At 34.3% G+C, this 25,473-nt stretch carries 29 protein-coding genes and 1 pseudogene; 18 read left to right on the top strand and 12 right to left on the bottom strand.

The genetic code is table 11. From position 1 onward, the window contains the following. Positions 1-33 precede the first annotated feature (33 nt). The 4 genes from C3L50_RS13975 to C3L50_RS13990 all read right to left on the bottom strand — a co-directional run bounded on the left by C3L50_RS13975 (position 34) and on the right by C3L50_RS13990 (position 3,439). Positions 34-1,434, bottom strand: a complete 1,401-nt coding sequence (locus C3L50_RS13975) for an anthranilate synthase component I family protein (protein ID WP_103806800.1) — start codon at positions 1,432-1,434, stop codon at positions 34-36. Between the two features lie 304 nt (positions 1,435-1,738). Further along, positions 1,739-2,302, bottom strand: a complete 564-nt coding sequence (locus tag C3L50_RS13980; protein WP_103806801.1) for a YceI family protein — start codon at positions 2,300-2,302, stop codon at positions 1,739-1,741. 29 nt (positions 2,303-2,331) lie between these two features. Beyond that, entirely contained in the window at positions 2,332-2,964 is a 633-nt protein-coding gene (locus tag C3L50_RS13985; RefSeq protein ID WP_103806802.1) for an NAD(P)H-dependent oxidoreductase, read from the bottom strand. 19 nt (positions 2,965-2,983) lie between these two features. After that, entirely contained in the window at positions 2,984-3,439 is a 456-nt protein-coding gene (locus C3L50_RS13990; protein WP_103806803.1) for a MarR family winged helix-turn-helix transcriptional regulator, read from the bottom strand. A 418-nt stretch (positions 3,440-3,857) separates the two neighbouring features. On the opposite strand from C3L50_RS13990, the gene C3L50_RS13995 reads away from it, so the two are divergent. The 3 genes from C3L50_RS13995 to C3L50_RS14005 all read left to right on the top strand — a co-directional run bounded on the left by C3L50_RS13995 (position 3,858) and on the right by C3L50_RS14005 (position 6,440). Continuing rightward, the gene (locus C3L50_RS13995; RefSeq protein WP_103806804.1) at positions 3,858-4,163 is read left to right on the top strand and encodes a rhodanese-like domain-containing protein; all 306 of its coding nucleotides are present in this window, start codon (positions 3,858-3,860) and stop codon (positions 4,161-4,163) included. A gap of 87 nt (positions 4,164-4,250) precedes the next feature. Then, the gene (locus tag C3L50_RS14000) at positions 4,251-5,831 is read left to right on the top strand and encodes an NADP-dependent glyceraldehyde-3-phosphate dehydrogenase (protein WP_103806805.1); all 1,581 of its coding nucleotides are present in this window, start codon (positions 4,251-4,253) and stop codon (positions 5,829-5,831) included. Positions 5,832-6,035: 204 nt separating this feature from the next. Next, positions 6,036-6,440, top strand: a complete 405-nt coding sequence (locus C3L50_RS14005; protein ID WP_103806806.1) for a c-type cytochrome — start codon at positions 6,036-6,038, stop codon at positions 6,438-6,440. 69 nt (positions 6,441-6,509) lie between these two features. On the opposite strand, the gene C3L50_RS14010 is transcribed toward C3L50_RS14005, so the two are convergent. Beyond that, positions 6,510-7,571: a substrate-binding domain-containing protein gene (locus C3L50_RS14010; protein WP_317044968.1), complete on the bottom strand. Its 1,062-nt coding sequence runs from the start codon at positions 7,569-7,571 to the stop codon at positions 6,510-6,512. A 135-nt stretch (positions 7,572-7,706) separates the two neighbouring features. Here C3L50_RS14010 and C3L50_RS14015 point away from each other — a divergent pair, with 135 nt between their 5' ends. From C3L50_RS14015 to C3L50_RS14025, 3 genes are all read left to right on the top strand, one after another. Then, complete coding sequence (locus tag C3L50_RS14015; protein ID WP_103806808.1) at positions 7,707-8,519, top strand: SDR family oxidoreductase; 813 nt, start codon at positions 7,707-7,709, stop codon at positions 8,517-8,519. Positions 8,520-8,542: 23 nt separating this feature from the next. Beyond that, entirely contained in the window at positions 8,543-9,703 is a 1,161-nt protein-coding gene (gene uxuA / locus C3L50_RS14020) for a mannonate dehydratase (RefSeq protein ID WP_103806809.1), read from the top strand. A gap of 199 nt (positions 9,704-9,902) precedes the next feature. Continuing rightward, the gene (locus tag C3L50_RS14025) at positions 9,903-10,370 is read left to right on the top strand and encodes a hypothetical protein (RefSeq protein WP_103806810.1); all 468 of its coding nucleotides are present in this window, start codon (positions 9,903-9,905) and stop codon (positions 10,368-10,370) included. A gap of 18 nt (positions 10,371-10,388) precedes the next feature. Here C3L50_RS14025 and C3L50_RS14030 read toward each other — a convergent pair whose 3' ends face one another. The 5 genes from C3L50_RS14030 to C3L50_RS14050 form a co-directional block, all read right to left on the bottom strand. Beyond that, a complete protein-coding gene (locus C3L50_RS14030; RefSeq protein ID WP_103806811.1) occupies positions 10,389-11,291 on the bottom strand; it encodes an AraC family transcriptional regulator in 903 nt (300 codons plus the stop codon). A 136-nt stretch (positions 11,292-11,427) separates the two neighbouring features. Beyond that, positions 11,428-12,690, bottom strand: a complete 1,263-nt coding sequence (locus C3L50_RS14035; protein WP_103806812.1) for an L-rhamnose isomerase — start codon at positions 12,688-12,690, stop codon at positions 11,428-11,430. Between the two features lie 28 nt (positions 12,691-12,718). Beyond that, positions 12,719-13,879 carry a lactaldehyde reductase gene (gene fucO / locus C3L50_RS14040; protein ID WP_103806813.1) on the bottom strand — a complete coding sequence of 387 codons (1,161 nt, stop codon included), beginning with the start codon at positions 13,877-13,879 and terminating at the stop codon, positions 12,719-12,721. Between the two features lie 19 nt (positions 13,880-13,898). Then, on the bottom strand, positions 13,899-15,203 hold the full coding sequence (locus tag C3L50_RS14045; protein WP_103806814.1) for a class II aldolase/adducin family protein: 1,305 nt from the start codon (positions 15,201-15,203) through the stop codon (positions 13,899-13,901). 34 nt (positions 15,204-15,237) lie between these two features. Beyond that, entirely contained in the window at positions 15,238-16,740 is a 1,503-nt protein-coding gene (locus C3L50_RS14050; RefSeq protein ID WP_103806815.1) for a rhamnulokinase, read from the bottom strand. 333 nt (positions 16,741-17,073) lie between these two features. Between C3L50_RS14050 and C3L50_RS16635 the strand changes: the two are divergent. The 6 genes and pseudogenes from C3L50_RS16635 to C3L50_RS14085 form a co-directional block, all read left to right on the top strand. Next, positions 17,074-17,157: pseudogene (locus C3L50_RS16635) on the top strand (REP-associated tyrosine transposase); the annotation flags it as partial. A 23-nt stretch (positions 17,158-17,180) separates the two neighbouring features. After that, positions 17,181-17,429 carry a DUF6266 family protein gene (locus C3L50_RS14060; protein ID WP_103806816.1) on the top strand — a complete coding sequence of 83 codons (249 nt, stop codon included), beginning with the start codon at positions 17,181-17,183 and terminating at the stop codon, positions 17,427-17,429. A 907-nt stretch (positions 17,430-18,336) separates the two neighbouring features. Beyond that, a complete protein-coding gene (locus C3L50_RS14070) occupies positions 18,337-19,092 on the top strand; it encodes a hypothetical protein (protein ID WP_103806818.1) in 756 nt (251 codons plus the stop codon). A 1-nt stretch (position 19,093) separates the two neighbouring features. After that, the gene (locus C3L50_RS14075) at positions 19,094-19,519 is read left to right on the top strand and encodes a DUF5675 family protein (protein WP_103806819.1); all 426 of its coding nucleotides are present in this window, start codon (positions 19,094-19,096) and stop codon (positions 19,517-19,519) included. Positions 19,520-19,556: 37 nt separating this feature from the next. Then, positions 19,557-19,793, top strand: coding sequence for a hypothetical protein (locus C3L50_RS14080; protein WP_103806820.1), 237 nt, complete (start codon positions 19,557-19,559; stop codon positions 19,791-19,793). After that, positions 19,780-19,956 (top strand): hypothetical protein, encoded by a 177-nt coding sequence (locus C3L50_RS14085; RefSeq protein ID WP_103806821.1) that lies wholly within the window; start codon positions 19,780-19,782, stop codon positions 19,954-19,956. The genes C3L50_RS14080 and C3L50_RS14085 overlap by 14 nt, the downstream gene beginning before the upstream one ends. Positions 19,957-20,039: 83 nt before the next feature. On the opposite strand, the gene C3L50_RS14090 is transcribed toward C3L50_RS14085, so the two are convergent. Then, entirely contained in the window at positions 20,040-20,219 is a 180-nt protein-coding gene (locus C3L50_RS14090; protein WP_103806822.1) for a hypothetical protein, read from the bottom strand. Positions 20,220-20,243: 24 nt separating this feature from the next. Next, positions 20,244-20,666 (bottom strand): DUF6943 family protein, encoded by a 423-nt coding sequence (locus tag C3L50_RS14095; protein ID WP_103806823.1) that lies wholly within the window; start codon positions 20,664-20,666, stop codon positions 20,244-20,246. A gap of 1,560 nt (positions 20,667-22,226) precedes the next feature. On the opposite strand from C3L50_RS14095, the gene C3L50_RS14105 reads away from it, so the two are divergent. The 6 genes from C3L50_RS14105 to C3L50_RS14120 all read left to right on the top strand — a co-directional run bounded on the left by C3L50_RS14105 (position 22,227) and on the right by C3L50_RS14120 (position 25,470). Then, positions 22,227-22,568: a helix-turn-helix domain-containing protein gene (locus C3L50_RS14105; protein ID WP_103806825.1), complete on the top strand. Its 342-nt coding sequence runs from the start codon at positions 22,227-22,229 to the stop codon at positions 22,566-22,568. Beyond that, a complete protein-coding gene (locus tag C3L50_RS14110; protein ID WP_103806826.1) occupies positions 22,555-23,298 on the top strand; it encodes an ImmA/IrrE family metallo-endopeptidase in 744 nt (247 codons plus the stop codon). Before C3L50_RS14105 ends, C3L50_RS14110 begins: the two co-directional genes overlap by 14 nt. Next, the gene (locus tag C3L50_RS14115) at positions 23,282-23,809 is read left to right on the top strand and encodes a hypothetical protein (protein ID WP_103806827.1); all 528 of its coding nucleotides are present in this window, start codon (positions 23,282-23,284) and stop codon (positions 23,807-23,809) included. The genes C3L50_RS14110 and C3L50_RS14115 overlap by 17 nt, the downstream gene beginning before the upstream one ends. Before the next feature lie 168 nt (positions 23,810-23,977). Beyond that, entirely contained in the window at positions 23,978-24,151 is a 174-nt protein-coding gene (locus C3L50_RS16370; protein WP_086440623.1) for a hypothetical protein, read from the top strand. A gap of 73 nt (positions 24,152-24,224) precedes the next feature. After that, entirely contained in the window at positions 24,225-24,386 is a 162-nt protein-coding gene (locus tag C3L50_RS16375) for a hypothetical protein (protein ID WP_165784020.1), read from the top strand. A 103-nt stretch (positions 24,387-24,489) separates the two neighbouring features. Continuing rightward, a complete protein-coding gene (locus C3L50_RS14120; protein WP_103806886.1) occupies positions 24,490-25,470 on the top strand; it encodes a CBASS oligonucleotide cyclase in 981 nt (326 codons plus the stop codon). The last annotated feature ends 3 nt before the right edge of the window (positions 25,471-25,473 follow it).

A 25,473-nucleotide genomic window follows, 5' to 3' on the forward strand; every position in this document is an offset into this window, starting at 1 on the left:
TGTTTTAGTGACAAGTCGTGACTTGTCCTTACATTATATTGTCTCTGCTAAATCCAGCGCTTTATTCAACGCCAATAATTTATTGTAAACCTCCTGCATTTCGTTTTCTTCGCTAGAATCGGCTACAATTCCGGCTCCGGCCTGACAATGCAACTTATGATTTTTACTTAAGAAAGTTCGAATCATAATAGCGTGATTGAAATTGCCTTCAAAATCCATAAAACCGATAGCACCTCCGTAGAAATTACGATTGGTTTTTTCGTAATCTTCGATTAATTGCATCGCTCTGTGTTTGGGCGCTCCGCTTAATGTTCCTGCCGGGAATGTATCGGCAACGACCTGCATTGTGGTGGCTTTTTTATGTAAATGTCCAGTCACTTTGGAAACCAAATGGATTACGTGAGAGAAAAATTGAACTTCTCTGTATTTTTCCACTTCCACACCGTGACCGTGACGGCTTAAATCGTTTCTCGCTAAGTCAACCAGCATTACGTGTTCGCTGTTTTCTTTTTTGTCTTCGGATAATTTTTTGGCCAAAACGGCATCTTTTTCGTCATCGCCAGTTCTTCTGAAAGTTCCTGCGATGGGGTGAATTTCGGCTTTGCGGTTTTTGACAATAATCTGGGCTTCTGGAGAAGAACCGAATATTTTGAAATCGCCATAATCAAAAAAGAACAGGTAAGGAGAGGGGTTGATGCTTCTCAAAGCTCTGTACACATTGAATTCATCACCTTTGAAACCTTGGGTAAATCTTCTGGACAATACCAACTGGAACACGTCACCTCTGTGGCAGTGTTTTTTTGCTAAAGCTACATTGTGTTTGAATTCTTCATCAGTTAAATTAGAAGAACCTTCGCCATCTCTTGAGAATTTATACGAAGCTATATTTCGGGATTGCAACAATTGTTCAATTTCAGCAATGTTATTTTTTCCGTCTACACTGTGGCAGAAAATATAAGCTTCGTTTTTGAAATGATTGATGGCAATGATGTTTTGATACACTGCATAATACACATCGGGAATGGTGGTTTCTCCGTCTTTTTTGGCTATAGTTACTTTCTCAAAATAACGAACAGCATCATAAGAAATATAACCAAACAATCCATTGTTGATGAATTTGAAATCATTCTTTTCGGATTGGAACTGACCTGAAAATTCCTGAATTACTTGAGGAATATCCGTTTTTGAATCTATCGAAATGGTTTCGGAAGTTCCGTCAGGAAATGTTTTGAAAATGGTTTCGTTTTCGATTTTGATGGAAGCAATCGGGTTGCAACAGATGTAGGAAAAACTATTGTCGTTTCCGTGATAATCACTACTTTCCAAAAGCAAGCTGTTGGGGAATTTGTCACGAATTTTAAAATAGACGCTTACTGGGGTAATCGTGTCGGCAAGGATTTGCTTGTAATGTGTATTTAAAGTAAATGCTTTCATTTTGTTTTTATTATTTGATGGAGATTTTTACAACTCCTGTATTTTTGAAATAGAAAAAGGCTTGTCGTGATGACAAGCCTTTTATATGATAGTTTATACTACAGGTGCTTTGTTCACGACGTTTGACGTAAATTGTTCCACCACCAAGTATTGTTTAAAATCGTTTTCATTCGACAAATATAGAAATCAAATTTGAAAATCCAAACAGAATAAATTAAAAATACTTTTTTTTTGTCTTTTTGTTAAAAAAAGTAACCCTGACAATTGCTTGTCAGGGTTTACTAAAATTTATTTTAACTTGAAATTAGAATTTCAAAGTCACTTTCAATTCGAATTCATCATTGATTGCTTTGTCTCCAATGCTATCAAAGAAAGATTTTGAACCGTATTGAATTCCGTAAATAGTTCTGTTTACATTGAAAGCTGTTGTAGCAGTATTTCCGTTTACAGTGATGTCAAAAGTTACCGGTTTAGTGATTCCTTTTATAGTCAAATCGGCAGTTGTAGTGTAAATGTTGGCTGATTTAGCACCAATTTTTTTGATAACCAAGGTTGCTGTTGGGAATTTATCGGTTCCAAAAAAGTCGTCTGCTTTCAAGTGTCCGTTCAGTTTCCCTAAATATTCACCAGTAAGATCGGTAGCGGTCAATGAAGTCATGTCAACTGTGAAAGTTCCACCCACCAATTTTTTTCCTTTTAATACTACGGCTCCGTCTTTGAAATTTACGGTACCATTATGTTGTCCAGTTACTTTTTTTCCAACCCATTCGATGGTACTTGTTTTAACATCAATTTTTTTGGTTTGAGCTGATACTGAAAGGGTAGCGAAGGCTACGAATGCTAATGCAATTGTTTTTAGATTTTTCATAATGTTTGAATTTGTTTTTGGATTTATAATTAAAGTGTGATAAATAATTCTTCGTTTGATTTTCTAACTTTTGCGTAATGCTGGGTGTCATCTTCTTGGCTTCTGTAACCGATAGGCGCAATTAATGAAGCGTTCAATCCCAATTCGTTGAAACCTAATATTTCGTTTACTTGGGCAGGAACAAAACCTTCCATTGGCGTCACGTCAATTTTTAGTTCCGCTGCGGCATTCAATAAGTTTCCAAGTGCTAAATAGGTTTGTTTAGATGTCCAATTGGCTTTATCGTCATCTGATCTGCTTAGGATTCCACCTTTCATAAAATCGCCGTAACCTGATAATGCTGTTTCTGGGATGTTTCTAGTTTCGGCTACGTTTTTCAAATAACCATCAATATCCGCTTCTGTTATATTAGTTTGATTTGCGAAAACGATAAGGTGAGAAGCATCCACAATTTGGGTTTGACCCCAAGCAGCAGGTTGAATTTTGGCTCTTAATTCAGAGTTTTCAATGATAAAAACTTTGTAAAGTTGTAATCCATAAGAAGAAGAACTTAAACGAATGGCTTCTTTTAATGTATTTAAATCTTCGGTTGAGATTTTTTTGGTGGAGTCGAATTTCTTTGTCGCGTATCTCCAGTTTTGGTGTTCTAAAAAAGTACTCATATTGTATTTGATATTTAATTTATTGATTTCTATATTTTTCTAATAATTGGTTTAATACCACAATTTCGTCATCCGTTAAGTTTTTCGAAAAAGCGATTTCGTGTTCGGTTACTTTTGGATCTAGTTCTTTCAAAACATCTAACCCTTTTTGAGTGATGGTGACTTCGATTTTGCGTCGGTTTTCTGGGCAAACTTCTCTTGTAACAAATTCTTTCAACAATAATTTATCAACTAACCGGGTGGTATTACTTGTTTTTGCCAGCATTCGTTCTTGAATCACACACATATTGGCTGGATTTCCTTTTTGACCTCTCAAGATTCGCAATACATTATATTGTTCTCCTGAAATATCGTAAGGTTTCAAAATTTCATTAAATTTTTCTGCCAAAATATTTTGTGTGTACATCACATTCAGGATAATTTTTTTGGAATTTTCCATCGGTACAGTTGATTTTATAACATCTTCAATTTTCATATTTGTATGTATGTTATTTGTTGATACAAATGTAATATGTTTTTTAGTTGTATATACAAATGTTTGAGTTAATTTTTTGTTAAAACAATTCTAAGAAAAATTAATGATTAGTAGATATTGTATTTATGTACTTGATTTTTAATGTTTTAAAATGGTGTTTAAAAAATAATTACAACATATAATTATTGATTATTTATAATAATTAAAATTTTTAATTAGAGATAAAAACAAATAAACTGTAAATTAGCTGCATAATAGTTAGTTTTTCGAGTAGTTGTTAATGAATATTACAGTAGAATTAAAATTTTATTGTTTTTTTATTTATACTAAAACGTTTTCTGTAAAAAATTATCCAATTAACAGATAGTGCCATAAATGTTGGGCAAAAACTTTGTAATTTTACCAAAAACAATATTATATGAATTTAACACAAGAAGATTGGGTTTCTCAATTGAAAGCCGATGATAATTCAGTTATTCTGGATGTCAGAACCGAAGCCGAGTGCGATGAAGGAATGATTGCTAATGCTATCAATATTGATATTTATGAAGGTCAAGGATTTGTATCAAAAATTGAAGACTTAGACAAAACCAAAAATTATTATGTCTATTGCCGCTCTGGAGCTAGAAGTGCTAAAGCTTGCGAGGTTATGAATAGCCTTGGTATTGAAAATACCTATAATTTATTAGGTGGAATTTTAGAATGGGATGGGGAAGTAGTTTAAATATTTAAAAGTTTAAATGTTTAAGAGTTTAAAGGTTTGAATGTTTTAATCGGTTAAACAAATTAATGAATCAACAACAAAAAAAGAATGAATACAATACCACAAGAATTTCAAATTAGCAGTTTACTTACTCAAGATACCTATTTAGTTAATGGCGAATTAAAAAAATGGTCAGGCGAAACAACTCCTGTTTATTCGACAATTTCTTCAACAGAAAATTATGCACCTACTTTATTAGGAAGTATTCCTTTTATGGGTGAAAAAGAAGCATTGGAAGTGCTAGAATCAGCTTCTTCTGCTTATAATAACGGACAAGGTTTGTGGCCTACTATGAAAGTAGCTGATCGAATTAAATGTATGGAAAAATTTGTCGCTCAAATGAAAACTACTCGAACAGAAGTGGTTAAGCTTTTGATGTGGGAAATTGGAAAATCATTAGGAGATTCTGAAAAAGAGTTCGATAGAACGGTTGAGTATATTTATGATACCATCGAACATTACAAACAATTGGATAGAAATAGTGCTCATTTTACCAAAAGTCAAGGTGTAAATGCAATGATTCGTCGTGGACCATTGGGAGTTGTTTTGTGTTTAGGACCTTATAATTATCCTTTAAATGAAACTTTTTCCTTGTTGATTCCTGCCTTAATAATGGGAAATCCGGTTATTTTCAAACCCGCAAAGCACGGAGTTTTATTGATTTCACCATTATTAGAAGCTTTTAGAAACAGTTTTCCCAAAGGTGCTATTAATGTAGTTTATGGAAGAGGACGCGAAGTGGCTTCGCCAATAATGAAATCAGGGAAAGTTGATATTTTGGCTTTGATTGGCAACAGTAAATCAGCGATTGCTTTGCAAGACCAACATCCAAATAAAAACAGATTGCGTTTGGTTTTAGGTTTAGAAGCTAAAAATCCAGCCATTATTTTGCCAGATGCCGATTTAGATTTGGCTATCCAAGAGTGTATTGTAGGAACTTTGTCTTTCAACGGACAACGTTGTACTGCTTTGAAAGTTTTATACGTTCACGAAACAATTTCCGAAGAATTCAACAAGCGTTTTGCTGCCAAAGTAGATGAACTTGTTTTTGGTAATCCTTGGGATAAATCAGTTTCATTAACACCATTACCAGAGAGTGAAAAACCAGCTTACATTCAGGAATTGATTGATGATGCAACCAGTAAAGGAGCAAAAGTAATTAATGCCAAAGGTGGAGAACATTCAGATAATTTCATATTTCCAGCGGTTTTATTTCCAATAAACAAAGAAATGCGTTTGTATCACGAAGAGCAATTTGGGCCCATTGTGCCTATTTTGACATTCAAAGACATTCAAGAACCATTGAACGATATGGCCGAGTCTAATTACGGACAACAAGTGAGTTTGTTTGGGCAAGATATCAAAACCATTGCTCCGCTAATCGATACTTTAGTGAATTTGGTTTGTAGAGTAAACCTAAATAGTTCTTGCCAAAGAGGACCAGATTTGTATCCATTTACAGGTCGAAAAGATTCGGCTGTAGGAACATTGAGTATTTTTGATGCGCTTCGTTCTTTCTCAATCAGAACTTTTGTGGCATCCAAAGACAATGAATATAACAATGCAATTTTGCAAGAATTGTTAAATAGCAAAGAATCAAACTTCATCAATACAGATTATATTTTATAGTCTAAATTTGATCAATATTCTAAACCGCATCAGTTTTGCTTTTGCGGTTTTTTTGGCTCAAATAGTATCTAAAGAATTTACAATCAGTATCACATTGCTATATTTGTTATAATATTTTAATTGTTTGAATATTTTGTGATATTTATGATGTTTTATTGAATAATATGTAGTAACTTTATTATGTAAATTTTAATCTATACTATTATGAAAAGTAAATATTTGTTATTGGTAGTGTTTGCAATACTGTTTTTTGTTAGTAATACAGTTATAGCTCAAAAAAAATGGGCAGTTCCAGAATATACTAAGGGATTAAAAAATCCTTTTGATGGTAATGCGGTTGCAACCAATGAGGGAAAAGTAATATATGGACAAATGTGTGTGTTATGCCACGGTATTTCTGGCAAAGGAAATGGAGAAGCTGGGTTGAGTTTAGAAAAAAAACCAGCCAATTTCTTGGCCTTAAAAAACATTCCCAATGAAACTGATGGTGAAATTTTTTGGAAAATAACTGTTGGAAAACCACCAATGTCTTCTTATGATGAGTTGTTAACCGAAGACCAACGTTGGAAATTAGTTAATTATATAAGAGAACTCAATAAGAAAAAATAATTTTTATTCCATTTCAAATACAAAGAAGCCATTTCAGTAAGGAGACGGCTTCTTTGTTTGATTTTTATCCTAAATCGTTTTTGTATAGTTTTCTTGTACAATAATTTCTAAAGGCAAATATTGCTTCTCATTTACTGGCTCTTTTAAAACTACTTTTTTATACAAATGACTGATGCCTTTGTAGCCTTGATCTTCGGGTTTCTGATTGATTAAAAAGGCTATGGTGTCCTCTTTTAAAAATTCAATGTTATCTTTCAATAAATCATAACCTACTAAGTGAATGTTTTTTAAATGATTGTCTTTGATGAATTTAGCAACAATGTGTGCTCTAGAATTTGGAATAAAAACACAATCAATACCTTCGAACATTGTACTATTTAATTGGTTTTTACTGTCATATTGTATGCTAATTTCAGAGAAATTAAATTTTGGAAGATTTGTTTTTTCCTTAAAATAAGAATAAAATCCTTTAATTCTTTGTAAGTAAACATTTGTTCTTGTGGTGCTTTCTGCATTTCGATTGATTTCTAAAATCAATACATTACTATTTTCTTTTATTCCATAACTAATGAGTTTGCCCCCAAGATAACCACTCTGATAGGAATCTTGGCCAATGTAGGCAATGTTTTCGATTTCTTCAATATTAGAATCGATCATCACAATTGGAATGTTTTTTTTCTTGTATTCGTTCAGAAAAGAAACCGATTCTTTATAAAATATGGGTGCAAACAGCAATCCGTTGTACTCTAATTTTAGGATTTCTTGGGCTATTTGATTAAAAGAAGTAGTGTTGTATTCAAAAAAGAAGTAATCAATAGTCACTCCAAAATTCGCAAACTCTTCTGCCGCTTTTTTGATTCCAACAATTGGAGCTTGCCAATATTCAATGTTTTCATTTTTGGGGAGAAAGACGGCAAATTTAAATTTCTTATTGAAGGCTAAATTACTAGCAAAAATATTTTTCTTATAACCATATTCTTTGATTATGGCATTTACTTTTTCAATGTTTTCTTCCGTTACTTGACCTCGATTATGGATAATACGATCAACTGTTCCAACTGAAACATTGGCAATTTGAGCTATTTTTTTTATTGTTATAATGATTTCAAGTTTTTGTATTGGGCTGTAAATTTATCATTTTTTGCCTCAATATATTTATAATTTATTTTTAGTTTGACTTAAGTTTTTTTATATATTTGCATAAGCCGTGTGCGTACACGAATATATAACTATTTTTTAAAACAATAATAAATTAATACACAAAAAATGAATTCAATTTTTAATTTAAAAGGAAAAGTTGCCCTTATAACAGGTGGTGGCGGTGTTTTAGGAGGTAATATGGCCGAAGTTTTAGCAAAACAAGGCGTAATTACAGGAATTGTGGGACTTACATTAGAAGAAGCGGAAGCTACTGTTGCAAGGGTTAAAAATAATGGTGGCGAAGCATTTGCAGTAAAGGCTAACGTATTAAACAAAGAAGAACTAGAAGTGGCTAGAGATTTTGTAATAGAGAAATACGGAAAGTTAGATATTCTGATTAATGCAGCAGGAGGAAATATGCCCGGAGCTACTATTGGGCCAGATCAGGCTATTTATGATATGCAATTGGCACATTTGCAAAAAGTGATTGACTTGAATATCATTGGAACCATGTTGCCTTCGCAAGTGTTTTCTGAAATTTTTGCTAAACAAAAATCTGGAATTATAATCAATTTATCATCGGCTTCGGCTCAAAGACCTTTGTCTAGAGTAGTTGGTTATTCGGCTTCAAAAGCAGCAATCGACAATTTTACCAAATGGATGGCTGTAGAATTAGCGGGTAAATATGGTGAAGGATTACGTGTAAACGCCATTGCTCCAGGATTTTTTATTGGAGAACAAAACCGAGCTTTATTGCTAAACCCTGAAGGTGGATTAACTCCAAGAGGTGAAAAAATTATCGATCATACTCCAATGGGAAGATTTGGTGTGCCGGAAGATTTAGATGGTGTATTGTTGTTTTTATGTAGCGATATGTCAAAATTTGTAACGGGTGTTGTGGTTCATGTTGATGGAGGTTTTGGAGCTACAAGTATTTAATTATAATTAAAAATATATAAATTATGGAACAAACATGGAGATGGTATGGACCAAATGATCCAGTAAAATTATCGGATGCCAAACAAGCTGGAGCAACCGGAATTGTGACTGCGCTACATCATATCAAAAATGGTCAAGTGTGGGAAGTAGAAGAAATTATGAAGCGTAAAAATGAAGTGGAAGCGGCTGGATTAACTTTTTCAGTAGTCGAAAGTATTCCAGTTCATGAGGATATTAAGAAACAATCAGGCGATTATTTGAAATATATTGAAAACTACAAGCAAAGTATCAAAAACTTGGCTAGTTGTGGAATTCACATTGTTTGTTATAATTTTATGCCTGTTTTAGATTGGTCTAGAACCGATTTATCATACGAAATGCCAGATGGTTCAAAAGCTTTGCGTTTTGATATTAATGAGTTTGCAGCCTTTGAATTGTTTATTTTAAAACGTCCTGGAGCCGAAAATACTTATACTGACGCTCAGAAAGCCAAAGCCAAGGCTACTTTCGAAAAATTGACTGATGCTGATAAAATTAAATTGCAACAAAATATTATTGCAGGTTTGCCAGGAGCAGAAGAGTCCTATACAGTTGAAGATTTCTTAAAAGTACTTCAAGGATATGATGGAATTGATGCCAATAAATTAAAAGAAAATTTATATTATTTCTTGCGTGAAATCGTGCCTGTGGCCGAGAGTGTTGGCGTAAAAATGGCCATCCATCCTGACGATCCACCTTATCCTATTTTAGGATTGCCAAGAGTAGTAAGCACCGAAGCTGATTTGGTACAACTTCTCAATGCCATTAACTCTCCTTCTAATGGATTTTGTATGTGCACCGGTTCTTATGGAGTAATTGCCGAGAATGATTTGTCAGGAATGATTGATCGAAATGGTGAGAAAATGAATTTTATTCATTTGAGAAGCACTCAACGTGACGAAGAAGGAAACTTCTATGAAGCCAATCATTTAGAAGGAAATGTCGATATGTATGAAGTGGTAAAATCTATTATTAAAATGGAAAAACAAACGGGTAGAATCATCCCGATGCGTCCCGATCACGGACATCAAATGTTGGACGATTTGAATAAAAAAACCAATCCAGGTTATTCAGGAATTGGCCGTCTGAGAGGGCTTGCTGAGTTGCGTGGATTAGAAATGGGAATTAAAAGAAGTTTGTTTTAATAGCCAATTTCAGTTTCTATAATTTAAAGACCTTAAACCAATCGATTATGATGGTTTAAGGTTTTTTTTAGGGAACAAAATTTCTTTTTTAAATTTAAAAAACAATTATAATTACCGTTATATAAAGTTTAATTACTCGCTTTTTTTCGTATTTTAGCATTGGCTATTGCCACATTATTAAATTAAAAAATGGATTATTATGAAAAATCTAAGTTTGTTTGGTTTACTATTAGTTTGTGTTTCATTCGGAAGTTGTAATAAAAATCAGAAAGCTGCTGATGCTCAAACTTTGAATGAAAAACCAATTGAGGTAAAATGTTATAAAGCCATTTATGAAAAAGACACCATTAATTTGAAAATTAATACTTTAAAAAACAATAAAGTTTCAGGAGATATGGTGATGAAATTTGCAGATATGCCAGTTAAAGATGGTAAAATTGCTGGAGAAATGCGAGGAGATACCTTGTTTGCCGATTATACTTTTGCTTTAGGTGCGAATACTTTCAAAAACCCAATTGCTATTTTAAAAAGGGGAGAGGAACTGATATTGGGTAACGGTCAAATAGAAACTTATTTAGGCGCATCTTACTTTGCAAAAGGCAAACCAATAGACTTTGATAAAGTCAAATTTAAGTTTACTGCTGTGGATTGCATCGAAAAAAAATAAGTCGATTTTTTAAATAATCTAACTCCCATTGGAAGCAAAATTTCTGTATTCGCTGGGAGTTTTTCCTGTTCTTTTTTTGAAGAAAATAGGGAAATAATCAGGGTTTTCAAAGTTTAAGCTATACGATATTTCTTTGATGGGCAAATTGGTATTGTTCAATAAAAGTTTGGCTTCATTGAGTTTTAATTCCAACATATATTTTGAAGGAGAAGTTCCTGTTAGCTCTTTAAAAGCTCTACGAAAACCAGAATAGCTAATGCCCAAATTTTTGGAAATATCCTCGGCGGTGACGTTTTTATATACATCTTCGCGCATCATTACTTTGGCTTTGTTGATTTTGTTGATAAGCTCTTGATCTTCAAAAGCTCTTGTTTTGTTTCGGTAATACATCAAACCCAAAATATTCATCACAATTCCAGAAAGTGCTTGTTGAAATCCAGAACGTTCCTCGTTGGCAATTTCTATCGCTTTGTAATACAAATCGATGATTTCTTCATTCATACCAAGATTAAATACGGGAGTTTTATTCAAGAAAAAGCCTTCTTTTACAATTTTTTCGATGATTTCGCCCTTAAAACCAATCCAATATTCATTCCAACCCGAATTTTCTAATGGTTTGTATGTGTGCCAAACTCCAGGCATTAAAAAAAACATTTTTCCTTCGGTAATGAAACAAGATTGCTTCGAATTGCCATAAGTAAAGACTCCATTGCCGTTTGTGATATACAACAGTTGATATTCATTTAGAACACGGCCTTTTTCTACATCGAAAAAATAACCAACAGGATGTTTTTCGGGAGGATAGTTTTCCTTTTCACAAATATTTTGGCGTCCAACTGTGGTAATGGTCAAACCCCATAACTCATCTTCCTCAGAAGATATGGGGTAATTAACACTATTATTGAGGTCTTTATTAAGCATCAAATAAAAAATTCAGGATGTAAATTTTAGGGTAGTTTTCATTACAAATATAGCTAATAATACCGTTTTAACTTTAGAAATAAAATCAAAAAAACTCCCCAATCTCTTATTAATTAGAAATTGGGGAGCAGTATAATTATCTTTTTGAAGTTACCTCTTTTTCATATTGTTGAATGTCTGAAATATAATTTTCGGCAGCAATAATTCCTTTTGATGCACAATAGTAATCATAAACAGCAGCCCAAGGCAAGGATTTAGCTTCTTCTAGCAAAGCCAAACGCTCAAAATTTTGACCATTTGCTTCATAAGAACGCAATTGAACCGTTGGCTCTAATAAAGCTTGCAAGAATGCTTTTTGAGTGGCACGAACTCCAATAACATAAGCGCCAATTCTGTTGATGGAAGCATCGAAGAAATCTAAACCTACGTGAACTCTTTCTAGGGCATTAGCACGAGTAATTTCTTGTGCAATGGCTTGCAATTCGTCGTTTAAAATTACTACGTGATCGCTATCCCAACGAACACCGCGACTTACGTGAAGCAAGATTTCAGGTGTAAACAACAATAAGGAAGATATTTTATCTGAAATGACTTCGGTAGGATGAAAATGGCCAGCATCGAGTGTAATCATTTTGTTATTAGCAATGCCATAACCCATATAAAATTCGTGTGAGCCTACTACAAAACTTTCGCTTCCAATACCGAATAATTTACACTCGATACTATCTAGCATTAGTTCGTCATTGGTTTTGTATTCGAAAATTTTGTCTAATGAATCTTTTAGATTTTGACGGTATAGTGAACGGTCAATCACTAAATCTTTGGAACCATCAGGAATCCAAATGTTGTGAATACATTTTGAACCCAATTGACGTCCCATTTCTTCAGCAATTTTGCGACAACGAATGACGTGTTCAATCCAAAATTGACGGATAGCTGGATCAGGATGTGATAATGTAAAACCTTCTGATGATTTTTCGTGAGAGAAACAAGTGGCGTTGAAATCTAATTTGTATCCTTTTTCTTTTGCCCAATCAATCCAACTTTGAAAATGTTTGATTTCGATTTGGTCGCGATCTACTTTTTCTCCTCCAAAATCACCATACAATGCGTGAAGATTTACTCGGTGTTCGCCAGGAATTAATGACATTGCTTTGTCGATATCAGCACGAAGTTCGTCAATGGTTCTGGCTTTTCCAGGATAATTTCCTGTAACTTGAATGCCTCCTGTTAATTCGTCATTGCCCGATTCAAAACCAGTTACATCGTCGGCTTGCCAACAGTGAAGCGAGATAGATAATTTATCCATTTCGGCAACTGCTTTTTCAACATCGATTCCAAGACCAGCATATCTTGATTTGGCATATTCAAATGCTTGATTAATTTGTTCTGTTTTCATTATTTTTAATTTTTTTATTTGTGGTAAGTTAAAATGCTTTTTTATAAAGTGTTAAAATGTCGTTTAATTGTACTTCACGAGGATTTCCTGGCGTGCAAACATCTTCAAAAGCAGATTGAGACAAACGCTCCAAATCTTCTTCTTTTACATTCAACAATTGTAATTTTTCTGGAATACCTACTTCAATAGCCAAGTTTTTCACAGCTTCAACTGCCGCTTGAGCCGCTTCTGAAAGTGATAAATGATCTACTTTTATTCCCATAGCACGCGCAATATCTACATATTTGGCAATAGACGATTCGGTGTTGTATTCCATAACAATTGGCAATAATAAAGCATTGGCAACACCGTGTGGAATGTCATAATAGGCTCCAAGTGGATGTGCCATTCCGTGTACCAAACCTAATCCAACATTCGAAAATCCCATTCCTGCGATGTATTGGGCAACCGCCATTCCGTCGCGAGCTACTACATCTGAAGGATTTTTGACAACTACTGGCAAATGTTTAGCAATCATTTCGATAGCTTTCAATTCAAACATATCCGACATTTCCCAAGCTCCTTTGGTAATATATCCTTCGATGGCGTGGGTCAAGGCATCCATTCCTGTTGCAGCTGTCAAACTTGGTGGCAAACTCAACATTAATTCGGCATCTACAATAGAAAGAACTGGAATAACATTTGGGTCAACGCAAACCATTTTCTTTACATTTTCTTCGTCGGTAATCACGTAATTGATGGTTACTTCGGCAGCCGTTCCAGCAGTGGTTGGCAAAGCGATAATCGGAACGGATTTATTTTTGGTATTGGCAACACCTTCTAGTGAAACCACATCGGCAAATTCGGGATTGTTGGATATAATTCCAATTCCTTTGGCAGTATCTATTGGCGAACCTCCACCGATTGCCACAATCGCATCAGCGCCCGATGTACTAAATTCTAGCACGCCTTCTTTTACTTGGGCAACTGTTGGGTTTTGTTTTACATTTGAAAAAATAGTGTATTCAATTTTTGCTGCATCTAAAATAGAGGTCACTTTTTCGACTACTCCAAATTTTAGTAAATCTTTATCGGTTACAATAAAAATTTTCTTCAAGCCTCTTTTTTTAATTTCTTCGGCAAGTACAGAACGACTTCCTGCACCGTAATAGGACGTTTCGTTTAAAATAATTCGTTTAATGGAACTCATAATATTTTTTATTTTTAATTTATCTAATTATTGCGCTAAAGGCTACTCTCAATTCCTCTATTTCAGCATCTCCCATTGGACATAAAGGCCCAACAGACGCAGCCATTACAAGTGAATTGGCACTAAATTCAGCTACTTCAAGATAGTCGAAAGTGTTTAGTAGTTTGTCTCCTGTAACCACAACGCAGTCATTTTCTATTAAAACAACACGGTTTTTGTCAAACATATTTGCCATACCATCAATATCATCGAATAAAGAACCGAAAGGAACCGAAGGTACATCCTGAAGGAAAATCCAACTTTCTGGAATGGTTCGAACGTCAAATTTGGTTCCGCTAATCGAGTGAGCCATCAGATTAGGTGACTGTGTCATGATGATGGAATTGATGTGCGGGTTTTGTTCGTAAATACGTTGGTGCAATGGCACTTGATAACTTGGATTTTTATTGTCTTCGGTCATTCCGTTTTTAACCTGAATGATATTATCGGCCGTAATGTTCCAACGAGAGACATTGTGAGGCGTAATCAAGAAGTCATTTCCACTCCAACGCGCTGAAACGGTTCCAAAAGTTGAAATCATTAATCCTTGCTCACAAGCACGGTGAATGATATTTACCATATCTCTTCTTATGGCCAATTCATCTGATGGATATCCTGGATCTGAGAAACGAGTGGCTTTTGAAGGAATTTGTGCTCTGTACTGTAGAATTTGTTCATCGGTCAATACATTTACTTTACCCAATTTTCCGGCACTTACGATGGTGCAACAGCATAATTCCAAAGTTTCAAATCGTTGGTAGGCATCCAGCATGTCTGAACCTCCTAGCACCACTCCGTGATTTTCCATAATTACTGCTTTACTGTCAGTACCAATAAATTGATCCGCAATTTTTTGGCCTAATTCCTCACTTCCCGGACAACCATAAGGTGCATAACCTACTTTACCGCAAACCGAACGGAAATGGGGAGTAATATTGGTATTGGGAACTTGGCGAGTGATGCTGAAAGCTACCAATCCAGGAGGGTGTGCGTGAATGATGGCGTTAATGTCAGGACGCGCTTCAAAAATGGCTTTATGAAAAGGGAATTCAGATGATGGCTTGTGCAAACCTACAATGCTTCCATCTTTTTTGACGCAAACAATATCCTTTGGAGTCAAATCTCCTTTATCAACAGCTGAAGGAGTGATCCAAATATCTCCGTTTTTATCTCTTATCGAAATGTTTCCACCTGATGTAGTAGTCATTCCTTTTTCGTAAATTCTTCCGATTACCATATTGATTTGCTCAACAGGGTGCATTAATTTAATATCTAACTTTTTCATTATTTTATAATTTGTCTTATGATGTGTTTTTAATTTAGATTTGATTTTCGAATGTTTCTTTTTGGAGTTGGGTTATATCCAAGAATTTTTCATATGCTTCGTTCCAAACAAATGAATTTTCAGGTGTGAATTCGTCTAATGGTACTGAATTGGCAATAATCTGACGCATTTCATGTAGTGAACTTACATCGCCAGCAGCTTTAGCTTGAATCATGATATTCCCGATAGCAGTAGCTTCAGAAGGACCTGCAATTACATTAATTCCGGTAGCATTTGCAGTCCATTGATTTAGTAAAGGATTTTTCGATCCACCACCAATGACGTGTAATTTTTCAATTGCGAAAGGAGATAAGTTTTTGAGTTTTCCAAGGACATAATTGTATTTTAGGGAAAGACTTTCAAAAATGCAACGAACAAATTCAGCGTGAGTTGAAGGAACGATTTGATTCGTATTACGACAATAAGTAGCAATAGCCGTTGTCATACAACTAGGATTAGCAAATGAACTGTGATCCGGATCAATTAATGATTGAAAAGCAGGAACTGAAGCTGTCATTTGAACTAGTTTTTCGTAGGCATAGGTAATGCCTTGAGTTTTCCAATCTTTCAAGCATTGTTCTAGAAGCCACATGCCAGTAATATTTTTCAAAAAACGAGTGGTTCCTTCAATTCCGCCTTCGTTAGTGAAGTTCAAATCAAAGGTTTCTTCGTTGATAATTGGCTCTTTAACTTCGATTCCCATCAAAGACCAAGTTCCAGAACTGAGGTAAGCAAAATTTTCGTTTGTTGCGGGAACGGCTGCCACGGCTGCAGCAGTATCGTGTCCTGCCACCGCAATAACATTTATTTTGCCTAATTCACTTTCTAAAGCTATATCTTCTTTAAGTGTTCCAATCAATTGACCTGGCATTACAATTTCTCCAAGGATTGAAGGCGAAACTCCAGCTTTCGAAAGTAATTCGCTTTCAAATTGTTTGGTTCGAGGGTTTAATAGTTGAGACGTTGAAGCTACAGTATATTCCACCACTTTATTTCCGGTAAGCATATAGGCTAAGGCATCGGGAATGAACAACATATCTTTAGCACTTTTGAGCAGAGAATTGTTAGCTAGACTTAGTGCAAAAAGTTGGTATAAACTGTTAAAATTCATTACCTGAATTCCGGTGAGTTCATAGACTTTTTCACGAGAAATTAATTCGAAATATTTTTCAGGCATATCGACAGTATGAGGATCACGATACGCATAAGGTGCTCCAAGTATAGAACCGTCTTCGGCAAGTAAAACAAAATCAACTCCCCAAGTGTCAATGCCAATCGATGCAATTTCGACCCCTTCTCTTTTGGCAGCAACGAGTCCTTCTTTTAGATGTTCGAATAAGGAATAGATATTCCAGTGAATGTGATTTCCAATTTGAAGTACATGATTTGGAAAACGACTAAGTTCCTTCATTTGAAGTCGGCCTTGTTCAATTGTTCCTAAAATGGTACGTCCGCTAGTAGCGCCAAGGTCGAAGGCTAAGAATGATTTATTTTTCATCCGATGGTATTATTTGGTCTTTAATAGAATAAGAAATAAGTGTTTGATAGTTATTGCTTTCAGTAGTATTATTTTTCTAAACGGCTAATAACTCTATACAAATGTATTTTTTAAACTAAATGAGGATAATGTATTTTTGATATTTAAACTTAGTTTTTTGATAAAATTCTAAATTTTAACACTTGTTTTTTATCATATACGCAATTTTATCGATTATATCGTTTTCGTAGAGTAGTTGGATTAGTTTAAAATGGAGTGGAAGATTAGAGAAAATCTGTTGGGTACAATTCTCAAAAACTAATTGCGCTCTTGGAAGATTAAATTGTTATTATTTCTGAAGATTATTATTTTAGTTCGGCAAGAAATTATGCAGGATTAGATTATGAATTAGAGGTGATTTTGTTAGATTTGTTTTAGTTGCCAATTGGAGTGGGCACAGAATGCAATTCTGCGCTATCCAACCGCTACTATCCAACCGCTATCCAACCAAGTATATTTATTACATATCCGAGCGATCGGGGGAAAGTGTATTAATCACTGATGGAGCAACGAGTGTAGATTTATCTCAAACGGTGATTATACCTAATAGTTATGCTGGAGATGATTTACAGTTGTTTATTTCGTTTATGAACGCAGAAGAAACACAATTATCAAATAGTATCTATATCGGCTCTGGTACGGCTTCATAAAATTATTAGATACTTATTTCAAGAACCACCTGTAAAATGGTGGTTTTTTTATGCTCAAAATATAATGATTGTGGGGATAATGTAGGGATATTCAGTAAATAAAAAACCCTAACTAATTGATAATCAATCGTTAGGGTTTTAATTCCGCGGAGAAAGAGGGATTTGTCAACTACAAAAGCCACCAATAAAATCAATACTTCGCAAAGCATTTTATTTAAGTGACACCTCGACTGACACCTCTTTATTAGGATTACAATTATCTTAAATTCAAAGTAGTCAAATATAAGCATAATAATCTGAATATTAAAGTATCAAGACTAAAAAATGAACTAGTTATTTAATACTATATTTATCTAAAATGGTTTAAAATGGAGTTGGGATATTATCCACATTTTAACCAAAAATCAAATGAGCTACTTGTTCATATTTTAATCCTGCATACAAACAAAACTCTTCGATAGTTAAAAACTCATTTTCGAGCTTGTTGAGGTCAGTTTTTACTTTTTGCATCAATCTAGTACTTTGACGATAACTCTTTCCCGTTATGCGCTGTATGTCTTTCGGATAGATGCACACCCTCTGTTTTTCAAATTTCATACACTATCTATGCCTTTGACTAGGCTTTGATTAGCTTAAACCTACTGATTAGTAAAGTTTAAGATTATACAAAAGTAAGTTTTTTTGAAATGTAATTTTCTCCCGCAATTTACTATGTTTTTGAATGCTTTTTGACAGGCATTTATGTCGATTTAAGCCATTTATGTCGCTATGCGACATATGGAACTATCCTTGCTTTTTTATTCTGTTTAATTGACTAAAATTTGTTCTCAAATCATTCAAGATTTAGTTGCAACGAGTATTCGGAATGAAGGAAAAAAATGATTTAATAACTTAATTTTTAGAAATTATGGCAAGGCAAAAAGGCATAATTAAATTGAAAGGTACTATCGGGGATATTACTTTTTACAAAACCCAGGACGGGCATTTGGCGCGTGAAAAAGGTGGAATAGATGCGAGCAGAATTGCGAGCGATCCTGCATTCCAAAGAACACGTGAAAATGGTTCTGAATTTGGTAGAGCTGGGAAAGCAGGAAAGATTTTGAGAACGGCTTTGAGAGCTTTGCTCTTGAATTCTGCCGATGGCAGAATGGTAAGCCGTTTAACTCAAAGAATGATGCAAGTTATCCAAGCTGATTTAATCAGCGTGAGAGGTTTGCGAAATGTAATTGATGGTGAAGCGGAGCTTTTAGCAGGTTTTGAATTCAATATTCGTGGAAAACTGGGCACCAGTTTATTCGCTCCTTTTGTGGGAACAATTGATCGTGCATCTGGTGAGATTACTGTTGATTTGGATTCGTTTATTCCGGCGAATATGATTGCTGCACCGATAGGAACCACACATTTCAAAATTATATCTGCAGGAGCAGAAATTGATTTTGAAGCGGAAACTTTTGTTGAAGCACATTCTGAAACTGCCATTTTACCTTGGGATGCTGTGGCAACAGTTGCCATCAACCACGTGAATGCAGTTACTCCAGCCAGTACAAAACCTTTGTTTTTGGCTTTAGGAGTGGAATTCTACCAAGAAGTTAATGGTCAAATGTATGCCCTTAAAAATGGTGCTTACAACCCATTGGCATTGGTTCAAGTGAGCGGATTATAAGATGGTTTTACAACTATCGAGAACTTATTTCCCTGATGGAACCAATGGCAAACTCGAATGCGAGGGTAAATTCATTTGTAACACGATTGAATTGCCTTGGAAGAATAACGAAACGAAGGTTTCCTGCATTCCGGAAGGGAAATATTTTATAAGAAAACGATACAGCAAGAAATTTCAATGGCATTTGGAGGTTTTGGAAGTAAAAAGCAGAAGTTTAATTCTGTTTCATCCAGCCAATAACGCCTTGCAAGAATTAAATGGATGTATTGCTCCAGTAACAAAACTTTCTGGACCAGGTTTAGGTCTTATGTCTCGAAAAGCGTTTACTAAATTAAAAGACTTGGTTTATAAAGTTTTAGATCAGAAAGAAAGTGTTGAATTAATTGTGGCTCCCGCCTTCGAGGGAATGACAAACAGGAATTACTAATTCCTTCTTTTGAGGGAATGACAAAAAAAGAGAAAAGATGAATATTATAAAACGAGTGAAAGCTCCAACGCCTAAATTTTTTAAAGTGCTTCGAAATATTGGATTGGCTATGGCTGCCATTGGCGGAACGATCCTGGCTGCTCCAGTTGCTTTGCCAGTTGTTTTGACTACTGTTGGTGGTTATCTAGCTGTTGCTGGAGGTGTTGTCTCGGCGGTAAGCCAGCTGACCACAGGGGAAGCGGTTTTGGCACCAAGCGAAGATGACCAACAGTAACCATACCCTGATGGGGACAGCCGGAGGTACTTTTTTGAGTGTTTTGCCGAATTTACATTCGGAAGATATTTTAAAAACGATTATATTAGCTGCTCTTGGAGCGATTGTCAGTTTTGTAATATCGATGCTACTCAAATACCTCATCAAGAAGCACAAAAAATAGTCTAATTCTAGTTGTGGTGACCTTTGGATTAGACCATATTGAAGCCCAAACCGCAAGGAATGGGCTTTTTTTGTGGCTAAAAATCATATTTCTTCAAATAGATTTAGCGTAACTTCTAAAACTACCACTTCGGAATTGTGGTTGTATAATTCTTGCCATTTTGCGCTGTCAATGGCTTTGGCTCTGGTGTCGAAAACACCAAAACACACTCTTGATGTCTTGGATTTCCAGTTATCGGTTTGATATAGAATGAACAGTTTCATAGTATAGATTTAGGTTAATAAAAATTATTTCCTGCAATAGCGGTACAAAATGGCTTTACGGATGTCATTTATGAGCATCATATCCTCTTTGTATTGTTTTTCTTTTTTCTCCAAAAGTTTGAGAGCTGCAACATTTTTTAGATGCTGCTCGTGCTCCAGCATCATCAAACTGGCTTGTGGATTAAACTCTTTTTTGAAGTCTGGAAGTCTCAAAAAGGGAATAACCGAACCAATCAGGAATGGATGCCAGAATTTTGTTTGCCATAAACTATACGCCACAAAAAATAAGCTTTCACAATCTTCTTCTTTCTCAAAAATGACTACAAAACTGTTTGTGAACTGTTCTTTTTGGGGCTTCCCGCTGTTCATCCCCTTGTTAAGTATGAATAAATGGGGTTTTGAGTAAGCAGTATCTTTTCGGTGGGTCTTGATGATGAAATTCGGCATAGCTTCGGATTTAAGGGATGTGCTTCGCTACGCTCCGCACACATAAAATTTTTAAAAGAAAAAAAAGAAAAAAAAGAAAGTCGTCCTTCAAGTGGAGGTTTCAAGAAAGTCAAGTTTTTTTATAAAAAAATACTACCCGACTCGTCCTTAGAAACGGAGGCGTGATTCATCAATCGGAAGTTTGTTATGAAATGGCTAGGGTGGAGATTTTTTTATAAAAACCGGAGGCTTGAACTTTACTTTCTTGAAACCGGAGCTTACCTTTACTTTCTTTTATTTATTTTTTTATTTTCTTTTTGACCGAGGTGTTTCTATTTAAGACAGATTGAAAACGTTGATGAGATAGAGGGTCGTCTTCGGAAAGTGTGTGGATTTTCAAAACAGAAAAAAGAAATATAAAATCCATTCCAATTATTTTTCTGTTTTGAAAATCCATACTCTTTCTTGGACTTGATTTTGTGGGTATTGAAAATGACTTTACGGAGTTTTTCAATTTTATGCTACAGGTTTTCAAGTGATTTTCAATACTTACAAAAACAATGAAAAAACAATACCTAGTGCGATGGGGCAGTAGCGCAGGCAAGTGTGTGGTTTTTTATTTGCTTACTGGGGTGTTTTTGATTGCTTTTGTGGAAAAGTCGATGCCATAGACTTGAAAGAAAGACAATGCTTCGGGCTGGACAACTTTATATTTAGGAACGGTATGGCATCGGCTTTTCCGCTGAAGCAGTTACTTTGGGTTTTCTGGCAAATAAAAAACCACACTCTTGCTGGCTTCTCTTGATTTTGTGGGTGTCGCAAATTGCTTATTCCTATATCGTGAATGTTTGAAATGGAGTTGATAAGCAATTTGCGACACGCACAAAAACAATGCAAAAACTTACCGCATTAAACATCAAGTTGCTAAAAACAGTGACCGTGAACGTCCTTGAAACTAGGTAGTTCAGTAAAAGTTCTTATGAAATGGCGAACGTTGTTAATGACAGTGGCGAAGGATGGTTTTTTTTATTGCAGGCCGGTGCGAGGAAGCAATAAAAAAGACTGTCCTGGAGCCACTGTCTTGCGCGTTGGGTGTGGCGGCTGTTTTACATAAATGATATTATAGCTTCATTGCAAAAACCAAAAAAACAATATAAAAGCTTTGTAATGAACTATAATACTCAATTATGTAACACAGCTTGGGGAAAAAAATTAATGGCGCAAGTTGCGAAGCATACGTGTTTTTGTTTCAAAAACTGTGACAGTAATTTTTTTTGGAGCGTTGGCAAAGGAGTGCCTTTTGAAATGTAAAACGTCCTTTTTAAACCGAACGAAAAAGAATATTCTCGTTATTGGAAAAGTAATTAGCGAAATGAAGCAAACAAAGACTTGAGTTTAGGAATACTTGGACTAAATGAAAGTTTTGTGCAGCTGAATGAGATAATGGGTAGTTTTCAATACTATGTTTTTAATATTTCGATTAATAACTTTTGTACAATTATGTGTAATTTAAAAAAAATAAGTATCTTTGTAACATAATTAGAGAATTAAAATTGATTACTTAACCTTATAATTTAAAAAATGATGGAAGCAACTACAGGATTAGTAATAAAAGGTTTGCGAGAAAAATATGGATACACACAAGATAAAGTCGCAAATTATTTAGGAATAAAACGAGAAATGATAAGTTTCTATGAAAATGAAGGTAGAGAGATTCCACTTGATGTTTTAGAAAAATTATCAGATTTGTTTGGTGTTGAATTAGATGTTTTTTTTGTTGATAATGTTGATGATGCACTTGCCGAAGTTGTTTTTGCTTTTAGAAAAGATGATATGGATAATGATGATATGGATAATATGGCAGCTTTCGGTAAAATTGTAAAAAACTATTTGAAGATTAATAATTTGTATGGTAGCATTTAATGATAAAATACTAGAAGTAAGGGCTAATAAATTTAGACGTCAATGCGGTATCAGCGATGATAGTGCTATTGATTTTGAAAAATTATTAATATCACTTGATGTGCTAACTGTTTTTAAGCCATTGAATGGGGAATTCTCTGGAATGGCATTGCGAACTCGAAGCAGTAATTTTATGATGATTAATACTAAAAACCCTGTTGGTAGACAGCATTTTACTATTGGACACGAATTGTATCATTTATTTATTCAAGAAGGTTTTAGTTTTAAAATGTGTAAAGCTGGTAAGTTTGATAAGAAAGATAGAGAAGAGTATAATGCGGATATTTTTAGTTCCTATTTTTTAATGCCGGAAGTTGGAATAATAAAACAAATTCCAGAAGAAGAGTTGGCTTGGGGTGGAGAAATCTCATTGGCAACAATTATCAAATTAGAACAATACTTTGGTGTTTCAAGATCGGCACTTTTAATACGATTAGATAAAATAGGTTTGTTGCGAACGGATTATTCTAATTACAAGAAAGATGTCAAAAAGAGTGCTATTGAACACGGATATTCGGACAGATTGTATAGTAAAACTGACGAATTTAAAGTTGTTGGGAATTATGGAATAAAAGCAAAAGAATTGTTCGATAAAGATAAGATTTCGGAAAGTCATTATCTCTCATTAATGTTTGATATTAATATTGATATTGACAACTTAAATAATAAGGAAGATGACAAAGAAATCTAATGATCCAAAAATATTATTGGATTGTGATGTCATTATCCATTTTATAAAAGCAGGTAAGCAATTGCTTTTACCAAAAATATTTCCTGGTCGGTTTGTTATTCTTGACAAAGTTTTTGAGGAGTTGATGGCAAGACCCAGTAATAAAATACCTGTGGGTAATTTTATTGAATACACAAAAATTGATGTGATACCAATACCTAATAAAATTGAAATAATTAAAGAATATTCGAGACTTAAAAAGATTGTAGGTAATGGCGAAGCTGCTTGTATGGCGGTTGCAAGAAATACAAATGATTATATAGCAAGTAGTAATTTAAAAGATATTAGGCTGTACTGTGAGGAGTATGATATTGTTTACTTGACCACAATGGATATTTTGTTAGAAGCTTATAGATTAAAGATTATGAGTGAATTAGAATGCGATAATTTTATAAAAGAGGTGAAATCTAAAGACAGTAAACTAATTTATAATATAGATAGTATTACGGCTTATGAAAAAACAAAAAAATAACCGAAGCAAACTGGAATAGCGCTTCGGTCAGTTGAAATTAAAAGTGTGGTAGCTGTTTGATTTCTTCTGCAAAAGTAATAGAATTCTATTTATTACCTAATTATTCCTTGGGTTTTTAGTCAAACACCTCAATTTCAAATTGTTTGGCTGCACTAAATCATATATGCAATGGCAAAAAATGGTAAAGTTGGTGATGGTCATCGAAATGGTGCGGTTAAAGACCGTAGCCAGACTTATAATCCGAAAACAGAGCAGTGGGTAAAGCGTGATGCTGATACTGGCCGTTTTATGGATGTTAAGCAAGATGGTACGCCATTTAAAGGAGTTACTAAAGAAAAGTAACGAATTATTAGGTAAGCTGATATGACACGGCTTGGTGTTGTCTGGAATTCTATTAACGACCAAATTATTTAAAATGAGTAATTTAATTAAGTTCCCTACTAGGGAACAAGCAACTCTTTGCTATAAAAACAACTGTGTAACAGTTTATGGTGGAACGGCTCAATTTGTTAATGCGATAGCAGTAACTGTTGTAGTCGTTTCTGCAATAGCATTGATTGCAAAGGCATTGAAATAATGTCATTAAAAACGAGTTTTGCATTGGCAAAACTCGTTTTAATAATAAATTTTTGAATTCAAAAACAGGTTTTTCCTTTGATATAATTAATAAAACATACCCTATGAAATTAGACAACAATCAATTACATTTCTTTATTGATAAAATAAAATTGAAGCCTGAAAATATGCAAAAGTATAGAGATCAGATAAACAATTTAAAACAAAAATTAGAAGATAAAATTAAAAACGACGATAGAACTGGGCTAAAAGTTTCTAAATATATATTAGCTGGTTCTTGGAAAAAGCATACAATATTGAAGCCTACTGGAGAACACCCAATCGATATTGATTTAGTTCTATTTGTTGTGGGAGATGATAAAATCCAAAATGACCTTAAGAAATTACACGATTTTATCGTCAAATATTTAGAAGAGATATATCCGCAAAAAGACATTAATAAAGATGTTGATGCTGAAGGAAATACAAAATCAATCACCATCACTTTTACTGGAACTGGTTTGCAAATAGATATTGTTCCTGTTGTTCCTCTTTCCGAACCAGTTGACTATGTGTGGCAACCACAAAGAGGTGGAGGCGGTAAATACATTACAAGTGTTTCTAAACATTTATTGCATAATCTTGAATTAAGAAGAAATAATTCTTCTTATACTTCAATTGTTAGGGCTTTAAAATGGTGGAAAAACTACAAAGAGATAAACCCCACAGATACGGAACCAGGTATTTCTTCATTTGTTATTGAATTGATTGTAGCATATTTGGATGCAAATTTTGGTGTTGAAGAAAATATTGAAGAGGGAATTATTAGATTTTTTCAATTTGTTAGTTCTGAAAATTTTCCAGAAATTACTTTTGAGAATGCTATAAATGAAATTCCATCATATCAATCTCCAATATTTATTGCTGATGATACAAATAATGAAAATAATGCTTCAAAAAAAATAAACAATACAATTTGGAAAGAAATAAAAGCGGAAGCAGAAGACGCATTTGATTCACTTAATATTGCTCAATCTAAAAATTTTGAAGGAGATACAATTGAGGAATGGAAAAGAGTTTTTGGACCAACATTTAATATAAAATAAAAA

The sequence above is a fragment of the Flavobacterium alvei genome (assembly GCF_002920895.1).
GTDB classification, from domain to species: Bacteria; Bacteroidota; Bacteroidia; order Flavobacteriales; family Flavobacteriaceae; genus Flavobacterium; species Flavobacterium alvei.